Origin of the sequence: Aliidongia dinghuensis (assembly GCF_014643535.1) — a bacterium.
Classification (GTDB): Bacteria; Pseudomonadota; Alphaproteobacteria; order ATCC43930; family CGMCC-115725; genus Aliidongia; species Aliidongia dinghuensis.
On record NZ_BMJQ01000018.1, the window covers coordinates 49819 to 65375 of the forward strand.

Here is a 15557-nt window from a genome sequence, read left to right on the forward strand (position 1 = left end):
GAGTTGCGTTGTCACGAGAGAAACCGCGGCCGCGGGGACATCCCTGTCAGAACAGGATGTTGGTGCGCAGGCCCAGGACGAGTTCGTTCTTGATCCGCTGGCCGCCTGTGACGGGATTGGCCGTCGTCGGATTGGCGACGCCGCCGCCCGGGTTCATCACGTATTGCACGTCGGGCTGCAGCTGGAACCAGGGCGCGACCTCGTACTGGTAGGTCGCCTCGACGAAGGTCTCGTTGCTGCGGGCCGGCGTGTACGCGCCGCTGAACGCCTGCGTATCGCGGTCGAGGCCGGCGGCCCGGCCGCTCACCTTGGCATAGCCCATGCCGATGCCGAACGTGTCGTCGTCGCGGCCGAGGATCGGCTCCTTGAAGGTGAAGCCCAGGTTCGCGCTGAAGGTGACCAGATTGCGGTTGACCTCCGGCGTGCCCATGACGCGGCCGAAGATGCTGATGCTGCGGTCGGGCTCCTCGTTGTCGACCCACAGCATCTGGTCGACGACGCCGTAGATGCCGTAGTCGCCGCGATGCGACTGCGCCATGCCGGTCGACGCCGGGTCGGCGAGCGAGCGGCCGAGGTTGTCGAAGCGCTGGTCGGCGAACCGTTCCGTGTCGTACCAGATGCCGAGGCGATAGGTCCGCGACAGCGGTTCCGGCTGGTCGGCATAGAGCATGGTGCCAAGCGAGGGATAGGCATATTGCAGCTCGGCGATGGCGAGCCCGCCGCCGTTGGTCGGGAAGCTGGTGCCCGACGGGTTCGTGCGCTGCGAATCACCCCCGCTGATCGCAGTCGGGCTGCCGTTGAACAGGCCGGCGAGCACGGTGATGCCGTCCGTGGGCTTCGCCCGGAGCCGCACGCCCAGCGCCGAGAGCGGATAGGCCGGACCGCCGCCCGGCAGGTCGGCCGACGGCACCATCGGCCAGCCGAACATGGTGTTGACGAACAGCAGCGCGTTCTGGCTGACCATGAATTCCTGGTCGAGCGACTGCTGGCCGATCTTCACGTCGGCCCGATCGTCCTCCAGGAACTTCTGCTGGTACCAGAGCTCCCAGAGCCGGGTCGCGCGGTCGGCCTCGATGCCGCTCGCCGTCTGCAGGCTCTGGAGATTGTCGGCGCTCAGGTTCCGGCCATGGATCTGCAGGGCGCTCGCGTTGAAGGTGCCGCCGGACCAGCCGAAAGCGCGCTTGGTATCGAGCTGGACCGACATCTGGGTGAGGCCGTCATAGTCGAACCCGTGGCGTGAGCCACCGGTGACGTTGCCCAGCACCTCGCTCGTCTCCTGCAGCGCGAAGGTGATGCCGTTGCGCGCCAGGAAGGGGCGCAGCCCCCACATGTCGCCCAGGAGATAGCCGCTGCGTTCCAGATTGTTCGTGAAGCCGAACAGGCCGGGCGAGGCACTGCTGTTCTGCAGGTCTTCCTCGGTTGGCGCCTGCAGCTGCGGCGGTGCGGCGAGCGCCGTGGTCGAAAACGCGCCGAGCGAGAGGAAGCCAAGCGCGAGTGCCGCACCGGCCGCCTTTGTGCGCGGGACGTTTGCGCGTGGAACCGGCAGAGGGCCACGGGAGGCGAAAGGAAGGCGCGACATGAAGGGCTCCGGATGACGATCTTGCGGGACCCGTCCGACGCGCCCAGGGCCGGGCGCTGGATAGCGGGTCCGCCATCCTCATAACGAGAATCATTCGCATCCGCAATGAGAATGATTCTCGGTTGCCACCTTCAGGTGCGACGGAAGCGCCCGACCAGCTCGACGTGCGGCGACCAGACGAACTGGTCGACCGGCAGGACCCGCTCCAGGTGATAGCCGCCGTCGACCAGGATGCGTGCATCGCGCGCGAAGGTCGCGGGATTGCACGACACGCCGATGACCCGCGGCACCGTGGATTTTGCCAGCTGCTCGACTTGCGCCTTGGCGCCCGCGCGCGGCGGGTCGAACAGCACGGCGTCGAAGCGCCTCAGCTCCGCCGCCAGCAGCGGTCGCGCGTCCAGATCGCGCCGCTCGGTCGAGACGAAACCGAGCCCGGCGCGCCGGGCTGCAGCCGTAAGCGCGCCGAGCGCCGCCGCATCGCCCTCGACCGCATGCAGCAGGGCGCGGGCGCCGAGCGCCAGGCCGAACGTGCCGCAGCCGGCAAACAGGTCGGCGACCCGCTCGGCTCCGGCAAGCGCCGCCACGACCTCGGCCGTGAGCGCCGCCTCGCCATCCGCCGTCGCCTGCAGGAAACCGCCGGCCGGCGGTTCGACCGGTACGTCGCCGAAGCGATGCCCGAGCGGCCGCCGCTGCGCCGCCGGCACGGGCGCCATGTCGCCCACGCGCCACCACAGCCGCGCCAGATCTTGCGCGTCCGCGAAGGCCGTGAGCCGTTCCAGCTGTTCGAGATCCGGTGCGGCCGCCAGGGCTAAGCCCAGATCGATGCCGCCCGGCCCCTGCCCAAGCAGCACCGTGGCGCTGCCGCCCGGCAGCAGCAAGGTCGCGAGCAGCGTGCGGAGCGACGGCAGCAGCCGCGCCAAGTCTGGCAACAGCACCGGACATTCGCCAAGATCGACGATCTGGTGGCTCGCCCGGGCGTGGAAGCCCAGAAGCACGCCGCCGCTCGTCCGCTTCGCTTCCAACGTCGCCCGGCGCCGGCTTTCCGGCGGGCTTGGCGCGACAGCCTCGACCGGCACATCTGCCAACCCCTGGCGGCGGAGCGCGTCGACCACCAGGTCGCGCTTGAAGTCGAGATAGGGCTGCCAGGCCAGGTGCTGCAGCGCGCAGCCGCCGCAGGTGCCGAAATGCCGGCAGGCCGGCTCGATGCGCGACGGGCTGGGCGCGATCACGTCCAAGAGGTCGGCTGCACCGCCCATGACCCGCACCCGGACCTGCTCACCCGGCAGGCTGCCCGGCACCAGCACCGGCCGCCCGTCGAGCCGGGCGACGCCGACACCTTCGCTGCCGAGCTTGTCGATCACGAGTTCGATCTCGCGCGCCGGGCCTTTCGCCGGTTGCCGCTGGCCTTGGCGCGAGCCCGGACGCGGCCGGCCTCTCATGGCCGGGCGCTCCGGCGAGCATGGATCAGGAACTCGGTATTGCCGTCCGGGCCCTTGATCGGGCTTTCGGTGAGCCCCAGCACCTGCCAGCCCGGCCGCGCACCGAGCCAGTCGGCGATGCGCTGGCACACGGCCGCGTGCAGCGCCGGATCCTTGACCACGCCGCCCTTGCCGACCAGCGCCGGGCCGACCTCGAACTGCGGCTTGATGAGCGCCACCAGGTCAGCCTCCTCTGCCGCCCGTTCGAGCGGCGCCGGCAGCAGAGTCTCAAGCCCGATGAAGCTCGCGTCCGAGACCAGGAGCGAGATCGGCTCGGGCACCTCCGCCGCCGTCAGGTAGCGGGCGTTGACCCGTTCCAGCACGATGACGCGCGGGTCGACGCGCAGCTTCGCCGCCAGCTGGTCGTGGCCGACGTCGACCGCATAGACCCGTCTCGCACCACGCTGCAGCAGCACGTCGGTGAAGCCGCCGGTCGAAGCGCCGATGTCGAGCGCCACCCGGCCCTCGGCCGAAATGCCGAAATGGTCGAGCGCGTGGGCGAGCTTGACGCCGCCGCGCGAGACCCAGGGATGGTCGAGGCCGGTCACCCGGATCACCGCCGCATCGTCGACCGGCCGCGACGGCTTGTCGGCGACGACGCCGTCGACCGTCACCAGCCCGGCCTCGATCAAGGCGCGCGCCCGGCTGCGGCTGTCGGCCAAGCGGCCGTCGACCAGCGCCTGATCCAGGCGGCGCCCGCCCGTCATCGTCCATCCGCCATCGTCAACCCTGCTCCGGCAGCGCGCCGGCGAGGTGATGGCGCGTCTGGACCGCCAGATAGCGCCCCATGAGCGCGCGGAAGCGCAGGCTGAGCAGGGTCGACATGGTCGCGAGACCGGCGACGAAGCCCCACCACAGCCCGGCCGGCCCCCAGCCGAAGCCGAAGGCGAGGCTGGCGCCGATCGTCATGCCGAGCCCCCAATAGCCGACCGCTCCCATAAGCATCGGCACCCGCGTGTCCTTGATGCCGCGGAGCGCACCCGCCGCCACGACCTGGGCACCGTCGAACACCTGATAGACGCAGGCGATCGCCAGCAAGGTCATGCCAAGGTGGAGGACCGCCGCATAGTCCGGGTCGGCGCTGTCGAGATAGAGGGCGAAGACCAGGTGCCGGCCGAATGCCAGCACGACCGCCATGCAGGCCATGAAGCCGACGCCCATGCCGAGCGCCAGAAGGCCGGCAAGCCAGGCGCGCTGCACCGCGCCCGCGCCCATGTGGAAGCCGACCCGCACGGTCGCGGACTGGCTGATCGCCAGCGGAACCATGAAGGTGAGCGCGCTCACGTTGAGGCAGATCTGATGGGCCGCCGCCGCGACGGCACCGAACTTGGCGGCCAGAAGCGAGGAAGCGGAGAACAGCCCGACCTCGACCAGATAGATGCCGGCGATCGGCCAGCCGAGCTTGAACACCGCTGCCAGGCCCTCCCAGCGAGCGGCCCAGCCCATGGACCAGAAGTCGCGTGGCAGAAGCCGGGCCCAGGCGATGTAGCCGACGAGCGCCAACGCCATGAAGGACCAGCTGATCGAGGTTGCATAGCCGGAACCGGCGATGCCGAAGGCCGGCAGGCCCAGATGGCCGAAGATCAGCACCCAGTTCATCAGCAGATTGAGGGCGACGCCGGCGAAGGCGACGAGCATGGTGACGCGCGGCCGCTCCATGGCGGAGAGGAAATTGCGCATGACGCCCACCAGCGCCGAGGCCGGGATGCTCCAGATGAAGGCCCGCTCATAGACCAGGACGGACTGCGTGATCGCCTCCGGCTCGCCGATCAGCCTCAAGAGCCCGTCAATCCTGAGGAGTGCCAGCATGATCGGCGGTGCCGCGACCGCACCAGCAATGACCCCGCCCCAGACCGCGCGGCCGATCGGCGCGTGGTCGCCGGCGCCCCGCGCCTGGGCGATCAGCGGCGGCATGCCGGCCTGCACGCCCAGCATCAGCATGATGAATATGAAGGCGACGTTGGCGCCGAGGCCCCCCGCGGCCAGCGCGTCGCTCGACAAGTGCCCGAGCATCACCGAATCGGTGATGTTCATGAGCATCGTTGCGATCTGGGCCGCGGCGAGCGGCAACGCCAGGCCCAGGATTTCCGCCAGTTCCCGACGTCGGCCCGGTCGCCCGGCCGTCGTCGGGATTCGGGTCATGGCATTATCCGTGCCCTGGGCTCACCACTTGCTCACGACTTGCGCTCGACCACGAAAGACGCGACCTGGCGCAGGAGCTCGGCCGCGGGGCCGAACGTTTCCACGTGGTGCAGCGCCTGGTCGACCAGTGCCCGCGCCTGCTTGCGCGCACCTTCGAGCCCGAGGATCGAGACGAAGGTCGCCTTGCCGGCCTCGGCGTCGCGCGCCACCGACTTGCCGGTCTGCTCCTCGGTGCCCTCGGCATCGAGCAGGTCGTCGGCGATCTGGAACGCGAGCCCGATGTCGTGGGCGTAGTTGTGCAGGAGCCGCCGAACCTCCGGCGCCGCCTTGCCGAGGATGGCGCCCGCCTCGCACGAAAACGCGATGAGCGCGCCGGTCTTCAGCCGCTGCAGGCGCGTGATCGCGCCGATGTCGAGCGTCGGATCATGCTCGGCCTGCAGGTCGATCATCTGGCCGCCGACCATGCCGGCCGCCCCCGCCGACTTCGCCATGTAGGAGATGAGCTCGCAGCGCACCGCCGGATCGCCGTGCGTATCGGCGTCGGCCAGCACCTCGAACGCCATGGTCAGAAGCCCGTCGCCGGCCAGGATCGCCGTCGCGTCGTCATAGACCTTGTGGCAGGTCGGCCGGCCGCGGCGCAGGTCGCTGTTGTCCATCGCCGGCAGATCGTCGTGGATCAGCGAATAGGTGTGGACGAGCTCGATCGCCGCCGCCACCTGGAGCGCGCTGGTGAGCGACACGCCGAACAGCGAGGCGCTCGCCAGCACGAGGAACGGCCGGAGCCGCTTGCCGGGCGCCTGCGCCGAATAACGCATGGCCTCATAGACGCGCGCTTCCGGCCCGTCGGGCACGGTCAGCAGCTTGTCGATGAGCTGGTCGACCGCCCCGGCCGACTCGGCCAGCGCCGTCGGCAGATGGGTCGGGTTGGACCAGAGCGAGCTAATCAAGATTTTGTGCCTCCGTCTTGAGCGACCCGTCGGCCGCGAACGCGATCTTTTCGACCTTCGCCTTGGCCTCGTTGAGCTTCGCTTCGCAATGGCGCTTCAGCGCCGCACCGCGCTCGTACGAGCCGATTGCGTCGTCGAGCCGGCCGCGGCCGGCCTCGAGCTGGCGCACGATGCCTTCGAGTTCCTCGAGCGCTTCCTCGAAACTCAAGGTCGCGATCTCGGGCAAGGGGGTATCGGCCATTGGTCTTCCATTCTGCTGTGCCGCACCGGCCGTCGACCAGTCCTGCGAATCATGTCCGGCGACGGGGCTCGGCGCGCGCGGCGGAGTGTATGCGGCCGAGCGGGTCCGGAGCAATGGCCGACCACGAAACCCAGGACCGCGCGGAATCAGGCCGCCATCAGCGTCCCAACATGGGCGGCGACGGACGCGGCGAGTGCCCCCAGATCGTAGCCGCCCTCGAGCGTCGAGACGAGCCGGCCGCCGCAATAGCGCTCGGCAAAGCCCACGAGCTGCTCCGTCACCCAGACGAAATCCGCCTCCGTGAACATGAGCCCGGCCAGCGGATCGTCCGCGTGGGCGTCGAACCCGGCTGAGACGATGACGAGGTCCGGCGCGAACTGGCCCAGGGCCGGCATGATCCATTCGCCGAACGCCGTACGGAATTCGGCCCCGCCAGATCCGGCGCGCAGCGGCCGGTTGACGATGTTGCCAAGCCCGGTCTCGCGGACCGAACCGGTGCCGGGATAGAGCGGCCATTGGTGCGTCGAGGCGTAGAACAGGTCTGGATCGTGCTCCGCCACCGCCTGGCTGCCGTTGCCGTGATGCACGTCGAAATCGACGATCGCGACCCGGCGCTGGCCATGCGCCGCGCGGGCATGGAGCGCGCCGACCACGGCATTGTTGAACAGGCAGAAGCCCATGGCGGTCGAGGGCTCGGCATGGTGCCCGGGCGGCCTGACCGCACAGAACGCATTCTTCGCCTCGCCGGCCGCGACCGCGTCGACCGCCGCGACAACGGCGCCCGCGGCCCGGAGCGCCGCCTCGCCCGACCCGGGCGAGAGGACCGTGTCCCCGTCGAGCGCCACATAGCCCGCCCCCGGCACCGCGGCCAGCGTGCGGTCGATATAGGCGCGAGGATGGACGCGCTCGAGCGCCTCGATGCTCGCGCGCGGCGCCTCGCGGCGGATCAGGCCGGCGAATTCGGGCGCGTCGAGCGTCGCCCAGATGGCTTCGAGCCGGGCCGGGCATTCCGGATGATGCGGGCCGGGATCATGGCCGATGCAGGCGCGGTGGGTATAGAGCAGCGTCGTCATGGCGGCGTCGTTTCCTCCCTGGGAACGAGCCTAGCCTGTTCCGCCGCCCCGCTCAGCCATTTTCGGCAAGCACCCACCCGGCAAGGTAGAGCGTGCCGCAGATCATGACGCGCACCGGGCCGGCACCTGCTTCCGCAATGATCGCCGCCAGCGCCGCTTCGACCGAGGGTGCCGGTGCTGCCCGGATCCCGACCGCGCGGGCGCCCTCGACGATGGCGTCGGCCGTATGGCTGTTCTCGGCACCCGGGATCGCCACGCCCTGGACCGCAGCGACATGACGGGCGACCGGCCGGAGGAAGTCGGCCGGGTTGCGCGTGTTGAGCGCGCCCACGATGAGATAGGTCGGCCGGTCGGTCCATTGCGCCAGGTGATCGGCCAGCACGGCGCCGCCGCCCTCGTTATGGGCACCGTCGAGCCACAGGTCCCACCCATCCGGCAGGGCGTCGACCAGCGGCCCGTGCGAGAGGCGCTGCAGGCGCGCTGGCCATTCGACGGCACCAAGGCCCCGCGCGATCGCGTCCCGGTCGATGCGGAATTCGTCGAGCCGTTCGAGGCAGGCGACAGCGCCGCCGGCATTGATGATCTGGTGCTGGCCCGGCAAGCGCGAGAGCGGCAGGTCGAACGCCCAGCGCTGGCCCTCGAAGCGCCAACCCCCGAACCGCCCACTCTCCATCGTGGGCTCGGCCCGCCATTCCTCTCCGGCGCGATAGGCGGGTGCTTCGACCATGCGCCACTCCGCCTCCAGCACCGCCATGGCCTCGGCCGGCTGCGGGTCGATCACCACGGGCACGCCGGGCTTGATGATGCCGGCTTTGTCGCCAGCGATCAGCGTCAGCGTATCGCCGAGGTAGTTCATATGATCCATCGAGATCGGCGTGATCACTGTCGCCGCCGGCCTGGGGATGACGTTGGTCGCGTCGCGCCGGCCGCCAAGGCCGGTCTCGAGCAGCACGATGTCCGCCGGCGCGCGCGAAAAGGCAAGGAAGGCCGCCGCCGTCGTGATCTCGAAGAAGGTGATGGGCGTGCCGTCGTTCGTCCGCTCGATCTCGTCGAGCAGCGCCACCAGCGCTTCATCCTCGATGAGCCGGCCGGCCAGGCGGATGCGCTCGTTGAACCGCACCAGATGCGGCGAGGTATAGGCATGGACCCGATAGCCCGCCGCCTCGAGGATCGCGCGCAGCGTGGCCACGGTCGAGCCCTTGCCGTTGGTGCCGGCAATATGGACGACCGGCGGCAGCTGGTCCTGGGGATCACCGAGGCGCGCGAGCAGATGCTTGACCCGGTCGAGCGACAGGTCGATCGCCTTCGGATAGAGCCCGGACAGGCGCGCCAAGACGGCATCGGGGGAGCGTGTCATGGACAATGTCCTGAAGACCGTTCGCTTCTTAGTTCGTCATGCCCGGGCTTGACCCGGGCATCCACGTGCATCCATCTGAAGAAAGCCGGATGCATCGACACCTGGCCCAACCACGTGGATGGCCGGGTCAAGCCCGGCCATGACGGTTGGAGAAAAATGCTCCCTACGCTGCAATCGGCCGGCGCAGCAGGCCGATCAAGCGCCCGATCGTGTCGCGCAGCTCGTGGCGGCGGACGACCAGGTCGACCATGCCGTGGTCGAGGAGGTATTCCGCGCGCTGGAAGCCTTCCGGCAGCTTCTCGCGGATCGTCTCCTCGATGACGCGGGCACCGGCGAAGCCGATGACGGCGCCGGGCTCGGCGATCTGGATGTCGCCCAGCATGGCGAAGGACGCGGTGACGCCGCCGGTCGTGGGGTCGGTCAGGATGGTGAAATAGGGCAGGCCCGCTTCCTTGACCTCTTCGACCGCAATGGTCGTGCGCGGCATCTGCATCAGGCTCAAGATGCCCTCCTGCATGCGCGCGCCACCGGACGCGGGTACCACGATCAGGGCCGCCTGCTGCAGCACGGCAAGCCGGGCTGCAGCCACGATCGCCTCGCCGACCGCGACACCCATGGAGCCGGCCATGAAGCCGAACTCGAACACGGCCACGACCGCATCATTGCCGCCGATCTTGCCATGGGCGACGAGGATCGCGTCACGGTTCGGCCCGTGGCTCGCCTGCGCCTCCTTGAGGCGGTCGACGTAGCGCTTGCTGTCGCGGAATTTGAGCGGGTCCATGACCGGCTTCGGCAGCTCGATGCGCGTGTATTCGCCGTTGTCGAACAGCACGGCCATGCGCTGCTTGGCATCGATGCGCATGTGATGGCCGCAGGCGTGGCACACGTGCAGGTTCTGCTCGAGCTCGCGGTGGAACAGCATCTGGCCGCAGGCCGGACACTTGGTCCAGAGATTGTCCGGCACTTCGCGCTTCGAGACGACCGCGCGGATCTTGGGCAGGACGACGTTGGTAAGCCAGCTCATCGGCGGGTCTCTTCTCTACTCTCTTTCAAGCCTTGCGCGCGGCGCGCACGCCGGCGGCAAGGGCGCTCACCTGGGCGGCGATGGCTTCGACCAGGCCGGGCTTGGCCTTGCCATTGCTGTCCAGATGGCCGGCGATCGTGTCGACGATCGCGGAACCCACGACGGCCGCGTCGGCGATGCGCGCGATGGCGGCCGCCTGGTCCGGTGTCTTGATGCCGAAGCCTACCGCGACCGGCAGGTCCGTATGGCGCCGGAGCCGCGCGACCGCGCGGCCGACGTCGGCCGGATCGGCCGAGCGCGTGCCGGTGATGCCGGCGATCGCGACGTGATAGACGAAGCCGCTCGCTGCGCCTAGCACCCGCGGCAAGCGCGCGTCGTCGGTCGTAGGTGCCGTCAGCTTGATGAAGTCGAGGCCGGCGGCCTTCGCCTGCGGCGCCAGCTCGTCGGATTCCTCGGGCGGCAGGTCGACGATGATGAGCCCGTCGACACCGGCCGCGACCGCGTCCCGGACGAACCGGTCGACGCCGTAGCGGAATACCGGATTGTAATAGCCCATGAGCACGATCGGCGTCTCGGCGTCGCGCTGCCGGAAGCGCGCGACCGCGGCCAGGATCTGGGCGAGCTTGGTGCCGGCCTGAAGCGCGCGCAAGCCGGCCGCCTGGATCGCGGGGCCGTCGGCCATCGGATCGGAGAACGGCATGCCGAGCTCGATCACGTCGGCGCCGGCCTTCGGCAGCCGAGCCAACAGCGCCTCGGACGTGGCGAGATCCGGATCGCCGGCGGTGATGAAGGTGACGAGGCCGGCCCGGCCCTCGGCCTTGAGGGCCGCGAAACGACGGTCGATCCGGCTCACAGCTTCACTCCGAGATGCTGGGCGACCGAGAAGATGTCCTTGTCGCCCCGGCCCGACAGGTTGACGACCATGAGATGATCCTTGGGCAGGCCGGGCGCGATCTTCGCGACATGGGCCAGCGCGTGCGCCGATTCGAGCGCCGGGATGATGCCTTCGAGCCGGGCGCACAGCTGGAAGGACTCCAGCGCCTCATGGTCGGTGATCGAGACATAGTCCACCCGGCCCACGTCGCGGAGCCAGGAGTGCTCCGGCCCGATGCCCGGATAGTCGAGGCCGGCCGAGATCGAATGCGCGTCGGTGATCTGGCCGTCGTCGTCCTGCAGCAGGTAGGTACGGTTGCCGTGCAGCACGCCCGGGGCACCCCCGGTGAGCGAGGCCGCATGCTTGCCGGTCTCGACGCCATGACCGGCCGCCTCGACGCCGACCATCTTGACCGAGGGATCGTCGAGGAATGGATGGAACAGGCCCATGGCGTTGGAGCCGCCGCCGATCGCCGCCACCAGCGTGTCCGGCAGCCGGCCCTCGGCCTCGTGCAGCTGGGCGCGCGTCTCTTCGCCGATCACGTTCTGGAAGTCGCGCACCAGCATCGGATAGGGGTGCGGGCCCGCGACGGTGCCGATGATGTAGAACGTGTCGTCGACGTTGGCGACCCAGTCCCTGAGCGCATCGTTCATCGCGTCCTTGAGCGTGCCGGTGCCCGACGTGACGCTCTTGACCTCGGCGCCCAGGAGCCGCATGCGGAACACGTTCGGCGCCTGCCGTTCGATGTCGGTCTGGCCCATGTAGATGACGCAGGGCAGGCCGAAGAGCGCGCAGACCGTGGCGGTCGCGACGCCATGCTGGCCGGCGCCGGTCTCGGCGATGATGCGCGTCTTGCCCATGCGGCGGGCCAGCAGGATCTGGCCCATGCAGTTGTTGATCTTGTGCGCGCCGGTGTGATTGAGCTCCTCACGCTTCAGATAGATCTTGGCGCCGCCGAACTGCTCGGTCATGCGGCGGGCGTAATAGAGCGGGCTCGGCCGGCCGACGTAGTCCTTGAGGTAATAGTCGAGCTCGGCCTTGAACGCCGGGTCGTTCCTGGCCGCGTCATAGGCTTTCTCGACCTCGAGGATGAGCGGCATCAGTGTCTCGGCGACGAACCGGCCGCCAAAGGCGCCGAAATGGCCGTCCGGGTCGGGGCCAGTGCGATAGCTGTTCGGGATCGGAGGCGTCATGCCGGGATCATCTCAGGTCGAAGCGCGGGGACCCGGACCCTAGCCCCCCGGGCGCGCCGCTTCAAGCCGATCGCGCGTCAGGGCCGCCCTGGGCCTGGATCATGGCGGCTTACCCGGCCTTACCGCTCAGCCGAGCGCTCGCGCCGTCGCGATGAAGTCGCGGATCAGGTGCACGTCCTTGATGCCGGGACTGGTCTCGACGCCCGAGGAAACGTCGAGTGCCGGGGCGCGGGTGATGCGCACGGCGTCGGCGATATTCTCGATCGTGAGGCCGCCGGACAGCATCCAGGGCACGGCCCAGGACCGGTCGGCGAGCAGCGACCAATCGAACGGCTCGCCGTTGCCGCCGGGCAGCGCGTCCGGGCGCCGGGGCGGCTGGGCGTCGAACAGCAGCCGGTCGGCCGCGTCCAGATAGCGCTCGGCGACCGCCACGTCCTCAGCCGTACCGACCTTGATCGCCTTCATGACCGGGCGACGGAACCGCTCGCGGATCTGGGCGACCCGGCCCGGCGCCTCCTTGCCGTGCAGCTGGATCACGTCGAGCCCGGCCGCCGTCAGCACGCGGTCGAGCAGCGCGTCGTCCGGATCGACGAACAGACCGACCTTGGCGACGGTCTTGGGCACACCCTGGACCAGCCGCGCCGCCCGGTCCGCCGTCACGGCACGCGGGCTTGGCGGATAGAACACGAAGCCCACGAGGCCGGCGCCCGCCTCGACCGCGGCGGCGAGCGTCTCCTCGGTCGAAAGCCCGCAGATCTTGACGATGGGGCTCATGCCGCGAGCTCTGCCGCGATGGCGCGGGCCGCGGCCGCGGGATCCGGCGCCTCGGTGATCGGCCGGCCGATGACGAGCCGGCTGGCACCGGCGGCAATCGCGTCGCGCGGGCCCATGACCCGCTTCTGGTCACCGAGTGCCGCGCCCGCCGGGCGGATGCCCGGCACGACCAACTGGAAGTCGGCGCCCAGGTCCGCGCGCAGCGCCGCCACCTCCATCGGCGAGCAGATGACGCCATCGAGCCCGCTTGCCCGCGCCAGCAGCGCCAGGCGCCGGACCTGGTCGGCCGCGGGTCCGCGCTGGCCGACCGCGTCCAGATCGCCGTCGTCGAGGCTGGTCAGCACGGTGACGCCCAGGAGCTTGATACGATGGCCGGTCTGTGCCGCCGCCTCCGCCGCCGCATCGACCGCCGCGCGCATCATGGCGCTGCCGCCCGCCGTGTGGATGGTCAGGAACTCCGGCTTCAAGCCCGCGATCGCGCGGACGCCGCCCGCGACCGTGTTCGGAATGTCGTGCAGCTTGAGGTCGAGGAACAAGGGCGTCGCACCGGCGACCGCGGCCGTGTTCGCGAGCCCCTGGGCCAGAAAGAATTCGAGCCCGAGCTTGAGGCCGCCGACATGGGGTGCCACCGCCGCCGCAAGCCCGCGCGCGCAGTCGAGATCGGTCGTGTCGAGCGCGGCGAAAACGGGGTTCATTGCATGGCTCCGGCCGCCCAGGCGGCGATGTCGCCGGGCTCTCCGGCATTGATCGCCCCGGCCACGGCGCTGCCGAGCAGGGGGCCGAACTTGAAGCCGTGGCCCGAGCATGGGCTCATGACATAGGTCGAGAGGCCCACGGGCTCAATGATGAACTTCTCTTCGGGCTCGACCGTGTAGAAGCAGGCCTGCAGCCGATCGATCCGGTACTCGTCGAACCGCTTCAGGCGTCGGGCGCAGCTGGCGAGCGCTGTCGCAACTTCCGCCTCGGTGCCGGCGCGGTCGCCGTCGGGATCGCCCGAGAGGCTGAAGCGATGGTCGCTGACCTTGAGGCCGGCATCCTCGCGCGGCGGCACGGCGTAGAAGCCTTCGCTCGGATCGATGTCGAGCAGCATCGGCCCAGCTTGCCACAGCGGCATGAGATCGTCCGGCGGGTTCAGGTAGGCCACCACCTGGCGCGACGGCTTGACCCGGCGGCCCAGACCCGGCACCAGGCGCGCGACCCAGGGACCAGCCGCGACGACGAGTGCATCAGCGCCGACAACGGTGCCGTCGGCCAGCGTCACGAAGCCGCGGTCCGGGTCGATCTCGGCGACCGGCGTCTCCGGCCGGATCTCGACCCCGCGCTGGGCCAGCCGCCGGGCGAGCGCCGCCACGATGCGGTCGGCGAACAGCAGGCCGCCGCTTTCGAGGTAATAGGCGGCATCGACTTGGCCAGCGTTGACCAGCGGAAAGCGGCGCACGAGCTCGGCCTCGCTGAGCCGCTCGACCGCGTGGCCGGCCCGCTCGAGCGCCGCGATCGAGGCGCGGTGCCGCTCGGCGCCGGTCCGGGACAGGCAGAGCGTGCCGGTCGGGCGATAGAGCGTCTCGCCCAGGTCGGCCCAGACCTGGTCCCAGATCGCATAGGCGTCGGCGACCATCCGCATGTAGCCCTCGGCGGCACCGTAGGGATAGCGGATGAGACGGTGCCGATCGACCGACGAGCCCTTCGGGTTCGGCACCGGGCCCTGCTCGAACACCGTGACCTGATGCCCCAGCCGTTCCAGCGCCCAGGCGGTGCCGAGCCCCATGATGCCGGCGCCGACGATCGATACTTTCATGCTGCCTCTTGCAAGTTATTGACGTCATTCCCGCGCAGGCGGGAACCCAGGGCAACCGCGACACTGCCTGGAAGAACCTTTGCGGCAACCCTGGATCCCCGCCTCCGCGGGGATGACGGAACTTGTGTCGTCAATTCCGCAAGCTGTCGACCACCAGCTTCGCCGCGGCCAGATCCTCGAGCGCGGTGCCGACCGATTTGAAGAGCGTGATCTGGTCGTAGTAGCGCCGGCCGGCGCGGCTGCCGCGCGTCAGGTCGAACAGGTCGCCCGCGATGTCGTCCTGGGTGAGCCGGCCGTTGGCCAGCGGCTGGACGATGTCGCCCGCCTCCTTGCAGGCGCCTTCGCGCGTGTCGACGAAGACGCGGGCGCGGCTGATGCAATCGTCGTCGGCCTCGCGCATCTCCGGCGTGAAGCCGCCGACGAGATCGAGATGCACGCCCTGCGGCAGCCACTCGCCCTTGATGAGCGGTTCCTTGGAGAGCGTGGCGCAGGTCACGACATGGGCGCCGCGCACGGCGCCGGCCAGGTCGTCGGTTGCGGCGACCTTGAGATTGCGCCGGTCGAGCCGGTGGGCGAGCTTGGCCGCCTTGTCCCGATCGCGGCCCCAGACCAGCACGTTGCGGATCGGGCGGACGCGCGCATGGGCCTCGACCAGTTGCGGGGCGAGCGCGCCGGTGCCGACGACCAGCAGCCGCTCGGCATCAGGCCGTGCCAGATAGGAGGCGGCGAGCGCCGACGCCGCGGCCGTGCGCCGGATGGTGAGCGCCGGCCCGTCCATCATCGCGACCGGCGCGCCGGTCGTGCCGTCGAGCAGCAGATAGGCGCCCATCACCGCCGGCAGCGAACGCTCGCCGTTGCTCGGGAACACGGTGACGATCTTGATGCCGATGTGCCGCCCGGACTGCCAGGCCGGCATCAGCAGCAACGTCGCGTCCTCGCGGCCGCCGCCGGCCGGGACCGTGTGATGGTGGCGCAGCGGCACCGTGCAGCCGCTGCGGAACATCTGCCTGAGCGCCTCGACCAGCTGCTCGTAGTCGAGGGCCGCATGCACCTCGGACGGGCCGATGAGGCGCATGCCAG

Annotated in this window: 15 protein-coding genes; all 15 read right to left on the reverse strand. The window is 70.0% G+C overall.

Translation table 11 applies throughout. The features are described 5' to 3' along the window. Positions 1-46 precede the first annotated feature (46 nt). A complete protein-coding gene (locus IEY58_RS27695; protein ID WP_189051404.1) occupies positions 47-1579 on the reverse strand; it encodes a carbohydrate porin in 1533 nt (510 codons plus the stop codon). A 131-nt stretch (positions 1580-1710) separates the two neighbouring features. After that, entirely contained in the window at positions 1711-3018 is a 1308-nt protein-coding gene (locus IEY58_RS27700; protein WP_189051405.1) for a class I SAM-dependent RNA methyltransferase, read from the reverse strand. Next, positions 3015-3764: a TlyA family RNA methyltransferase gene (locus tag IEY58_RS27705; RefSeq protein ID WP_189051406.1), complete on the reverse strand. Its 750-nt coding sequence runs from the start codon at positions 3762-3764 to the stop codon at positions 3015-3017. The genes IEY58_RS27700 and IEY58_RS27705 overlap by 4 nt, the downstream gene beginning before the upstream one ends. Before the next feature lie 16 nt (positions 3765-3780). Continuing rightward, a complete protein-coding gene (locus IEY58_RS27710) occupies positions 3781-5199 on the reverse strand; it encodes an MATE family efflux transporter (protein WP_189051407.1) in 1419 nt (472 codons plus the stop codon). Between the two features lie 32 nt (positions 5200-5231). Continuing rightward, positions 5232-6146: a polyprenyl synthetase family protein gene (locus IEY58_RS27715; RefSeq protein WP_229743993.1), complete on the reverse strand. Its 915-nt coding sequence runs from the start codon at positions 6144-6146 to the stop codon at positions 5232-5234. After that, positions 6139-6387, reverse strand: coding sequence for an exodeoxyribonuclease VII small subunit (locus IEY58_RS27720; RefSeq protein ID WP_189051408.1), 249 nt, complete (start codon positions 6385-6387; stop codon positions 6139-6141). Before IEY58_RS27720 ends, IEY58_RS27715 begins: the two co-directional genes overlap by 8 nt. Before the next feature lie 146 nt (positions 6388-6533). Continuing rightward, positions 6534-7460, reverse strand: a complete 927-nt coding sequence (locus tag IEY58_RS27725) for a histone deacetylase family protein (protein WP_189051409.1) — start codon at positions 7458-7460, stop codon at positions 6534-6536. A gap of 52 nt (positions 7461-7512) precedes the next feature. Beyond that, positions 7513-8817, reverse strand: coding sequence for a bifunctional folylpolyglutamate synthase/dihydrofolate synthase (locus tag IEY58_RS27730; protein WP_189051410.1), 1305 nt, complete (start codon positions 8815-8817; stop codon positions 7513-7515). A 163-nt stretch (positions 8818-8980) separates the two neighbouring features. Further along, positions 8981-9841 (reverse strand): acetyl-CoA carboxylase, carboxyltransferase subunit beta, encoded by an 861-nt coding sequence (gene accD / locus IEY58_RS27735; protein WP_189051411.1) that lies wholly within the window; start codon positions 9839-9841, stop codon positions 8981-8983. A 25-nt stretch (positions 9842-9866) separates the two neighbouring features. After that, positions 9867-10694: a tryptophan synthase subunit alpha gene (gene trpA, locus IEY58_RS27740; RefSeq protein ID WP_189051412.1), complete on the reverse strand. Its 828-nt coding sequence runs from the start codon at positions 10692-10694 to the stop codon at positions 9867-9869. Then, entirely contained in the window at positions 10691-11908 is a 1218-nt protein-coding gene (trpB, locus tag IEY58_RS27745) for a tryptophan synthase subunit beta (protein WP_189051413.1), read from the reverse strand. Before trpB ends, trpA begins: the two co-directional genes overlap by 4 nt. 126 nt (positions 11909-12034) lie before the next feature. Then, complete coding sequence (locus tag IEY58_RS27750) at positions 12035-12682, reverse strand: phosphoribosylanthranilate isomerase (protein ID WP_189051414.1); 648 nt, start codon at positions 12680-12682, stop codon at positions 12035-12037. Continuing rightward, the gene (pyrF, locus tag IEY58_RS27755) at positions 12679-13377 is read right to left on the reverse strand and encodes an orotidine-5'-phosphate decarboxylase (RefSeq protein ID WP_189051415.1); all 699 of its coding nucleotides are present in this window, start codon (positions 13375-13377) and stop codon (positions 12679-12681) included. The genes IEY58_RS27750 and pyrF overlap by 4 nt, the downstream gene beginning before the upstream one ends. After that, entirely contained in the window at positions 13374-14477 is a 1104-nt protein-coding gene (locus IEY58_RS27760; RefSeq protein ID WP_189051416.1) for an NAD(P)/FAD-dependent oxidoreductase, read from the reverse strand. The genes pyrF and IEY58_RS27760 overlap by 4 nt, the downstream gene beginning before the upstream one ends. Before the next feature lie 130 nt (positions 14478-14607). After that, positions 14608-15552 carry a bifunctional Delta(1)-pyrroline-2-carboxylate/Delta(1)-piperideine-2-carboxylate reductase gene (lhpI, locus tag IEY58_RS27765; protein WP_189051492.1) on the reverse strand — a complete coding sequence of 315 codons (945 nt, stop codon included), beginning with the start codon at positions 15550-15552 and terminating at the stop codon, positions 14608-14610. Between the last annotated feature and the right edge of the window lie 5 nt (positions 15553-15557).

Coding starts and splice junctions, on each gene's coding strand:
- IEY58_RS27695 (WP_189051404.1), bottom strand. CDS start 1,579: ATGTCGCGCCTTCCTTTCGCCTCCCGTGGCCCTCTGCCGGTTCCACGC.
- IEY58_RS27700 (WP_189051405.1), bottom strand. CDS start 3,018: ATGAGAGGCCGGCCGCGTCCGGGCTCGCGCCAAGGCCAGCGGCAACCG.
- IEY58_RS27705 (WP_189051406.1), bottom strand. CDS start 3,764: ATGACGGGCGGGCGCCGCCTGGATCAGGCGCTGGTCGACGGCCGCTTG.
- IEY58_RS27710 (WP_189051407.1), bottom strand. CDS start 5,199: ATGACCCGAATCCCGACGACGGCCGGGCGACCGGGCCGACGTCGGGAA.
- IEY58_RS27720 (WP_189051408.1), bottom strand. CDS start 6,387: ATGGCCGATACCCCCTTGCCCGAGATCGCGACCTTGAGTTTCGAGGAA.
- IEY58_RS27725 (WP_189051409.1), bottom strand. CDS start 7,460: ATGACGACGCTGCTCTATACCCACCGCGCCTGCATCGGCCATGATCCC.
- IEY58_RS27730 (WP_189051410.1), bottom strand. CDS start 8,817: ATGACACGCTCCCCCGATGCCGTCTTGGCGCGCCTGTCCGGGCTCTAT.
- accD (WP_189051411.1), bottom strand. CDS start 9,841: ATGAGCTGGCTTACCAACGTCGTCCTGCCCAAGATCCGCGCGGTCGTC.
- trpB (WP_189051413.1), bottom strand. CDS start 11,908: ATGACGCCTCCGATCCCGAACAGCTATCGCACTGGCCCCGACCCGGAC.
- IEY58_RS27750 (WP_189051414.1), bottom strand. CDS start 12,682: ATGAGCCCCATCGTCAAGATCTGCGGGCTTTCGACCGAGGAGACGCTC.
- pyrF (WP_189051415.1), bottom strand. CDS start 13,377: ATGAACCCCGTTTTCGCCGCGCTCGACACGACCGATCTCGACTGCGCG.
- IEY58_RS27760 (WP_189051416.1), bottom strand. CDS start 14,477: ATGAAAGTATCGATCGTCGGCGCCGGCATCATGGGGCTCGGCACCGCC.
- lhpI (WP_189051492.1), bottom strand. CDS start 15,552: ATGCGCCTCATCGGCCCGTCCGAGGTGCATGCGGCCCTCGACTACGAG.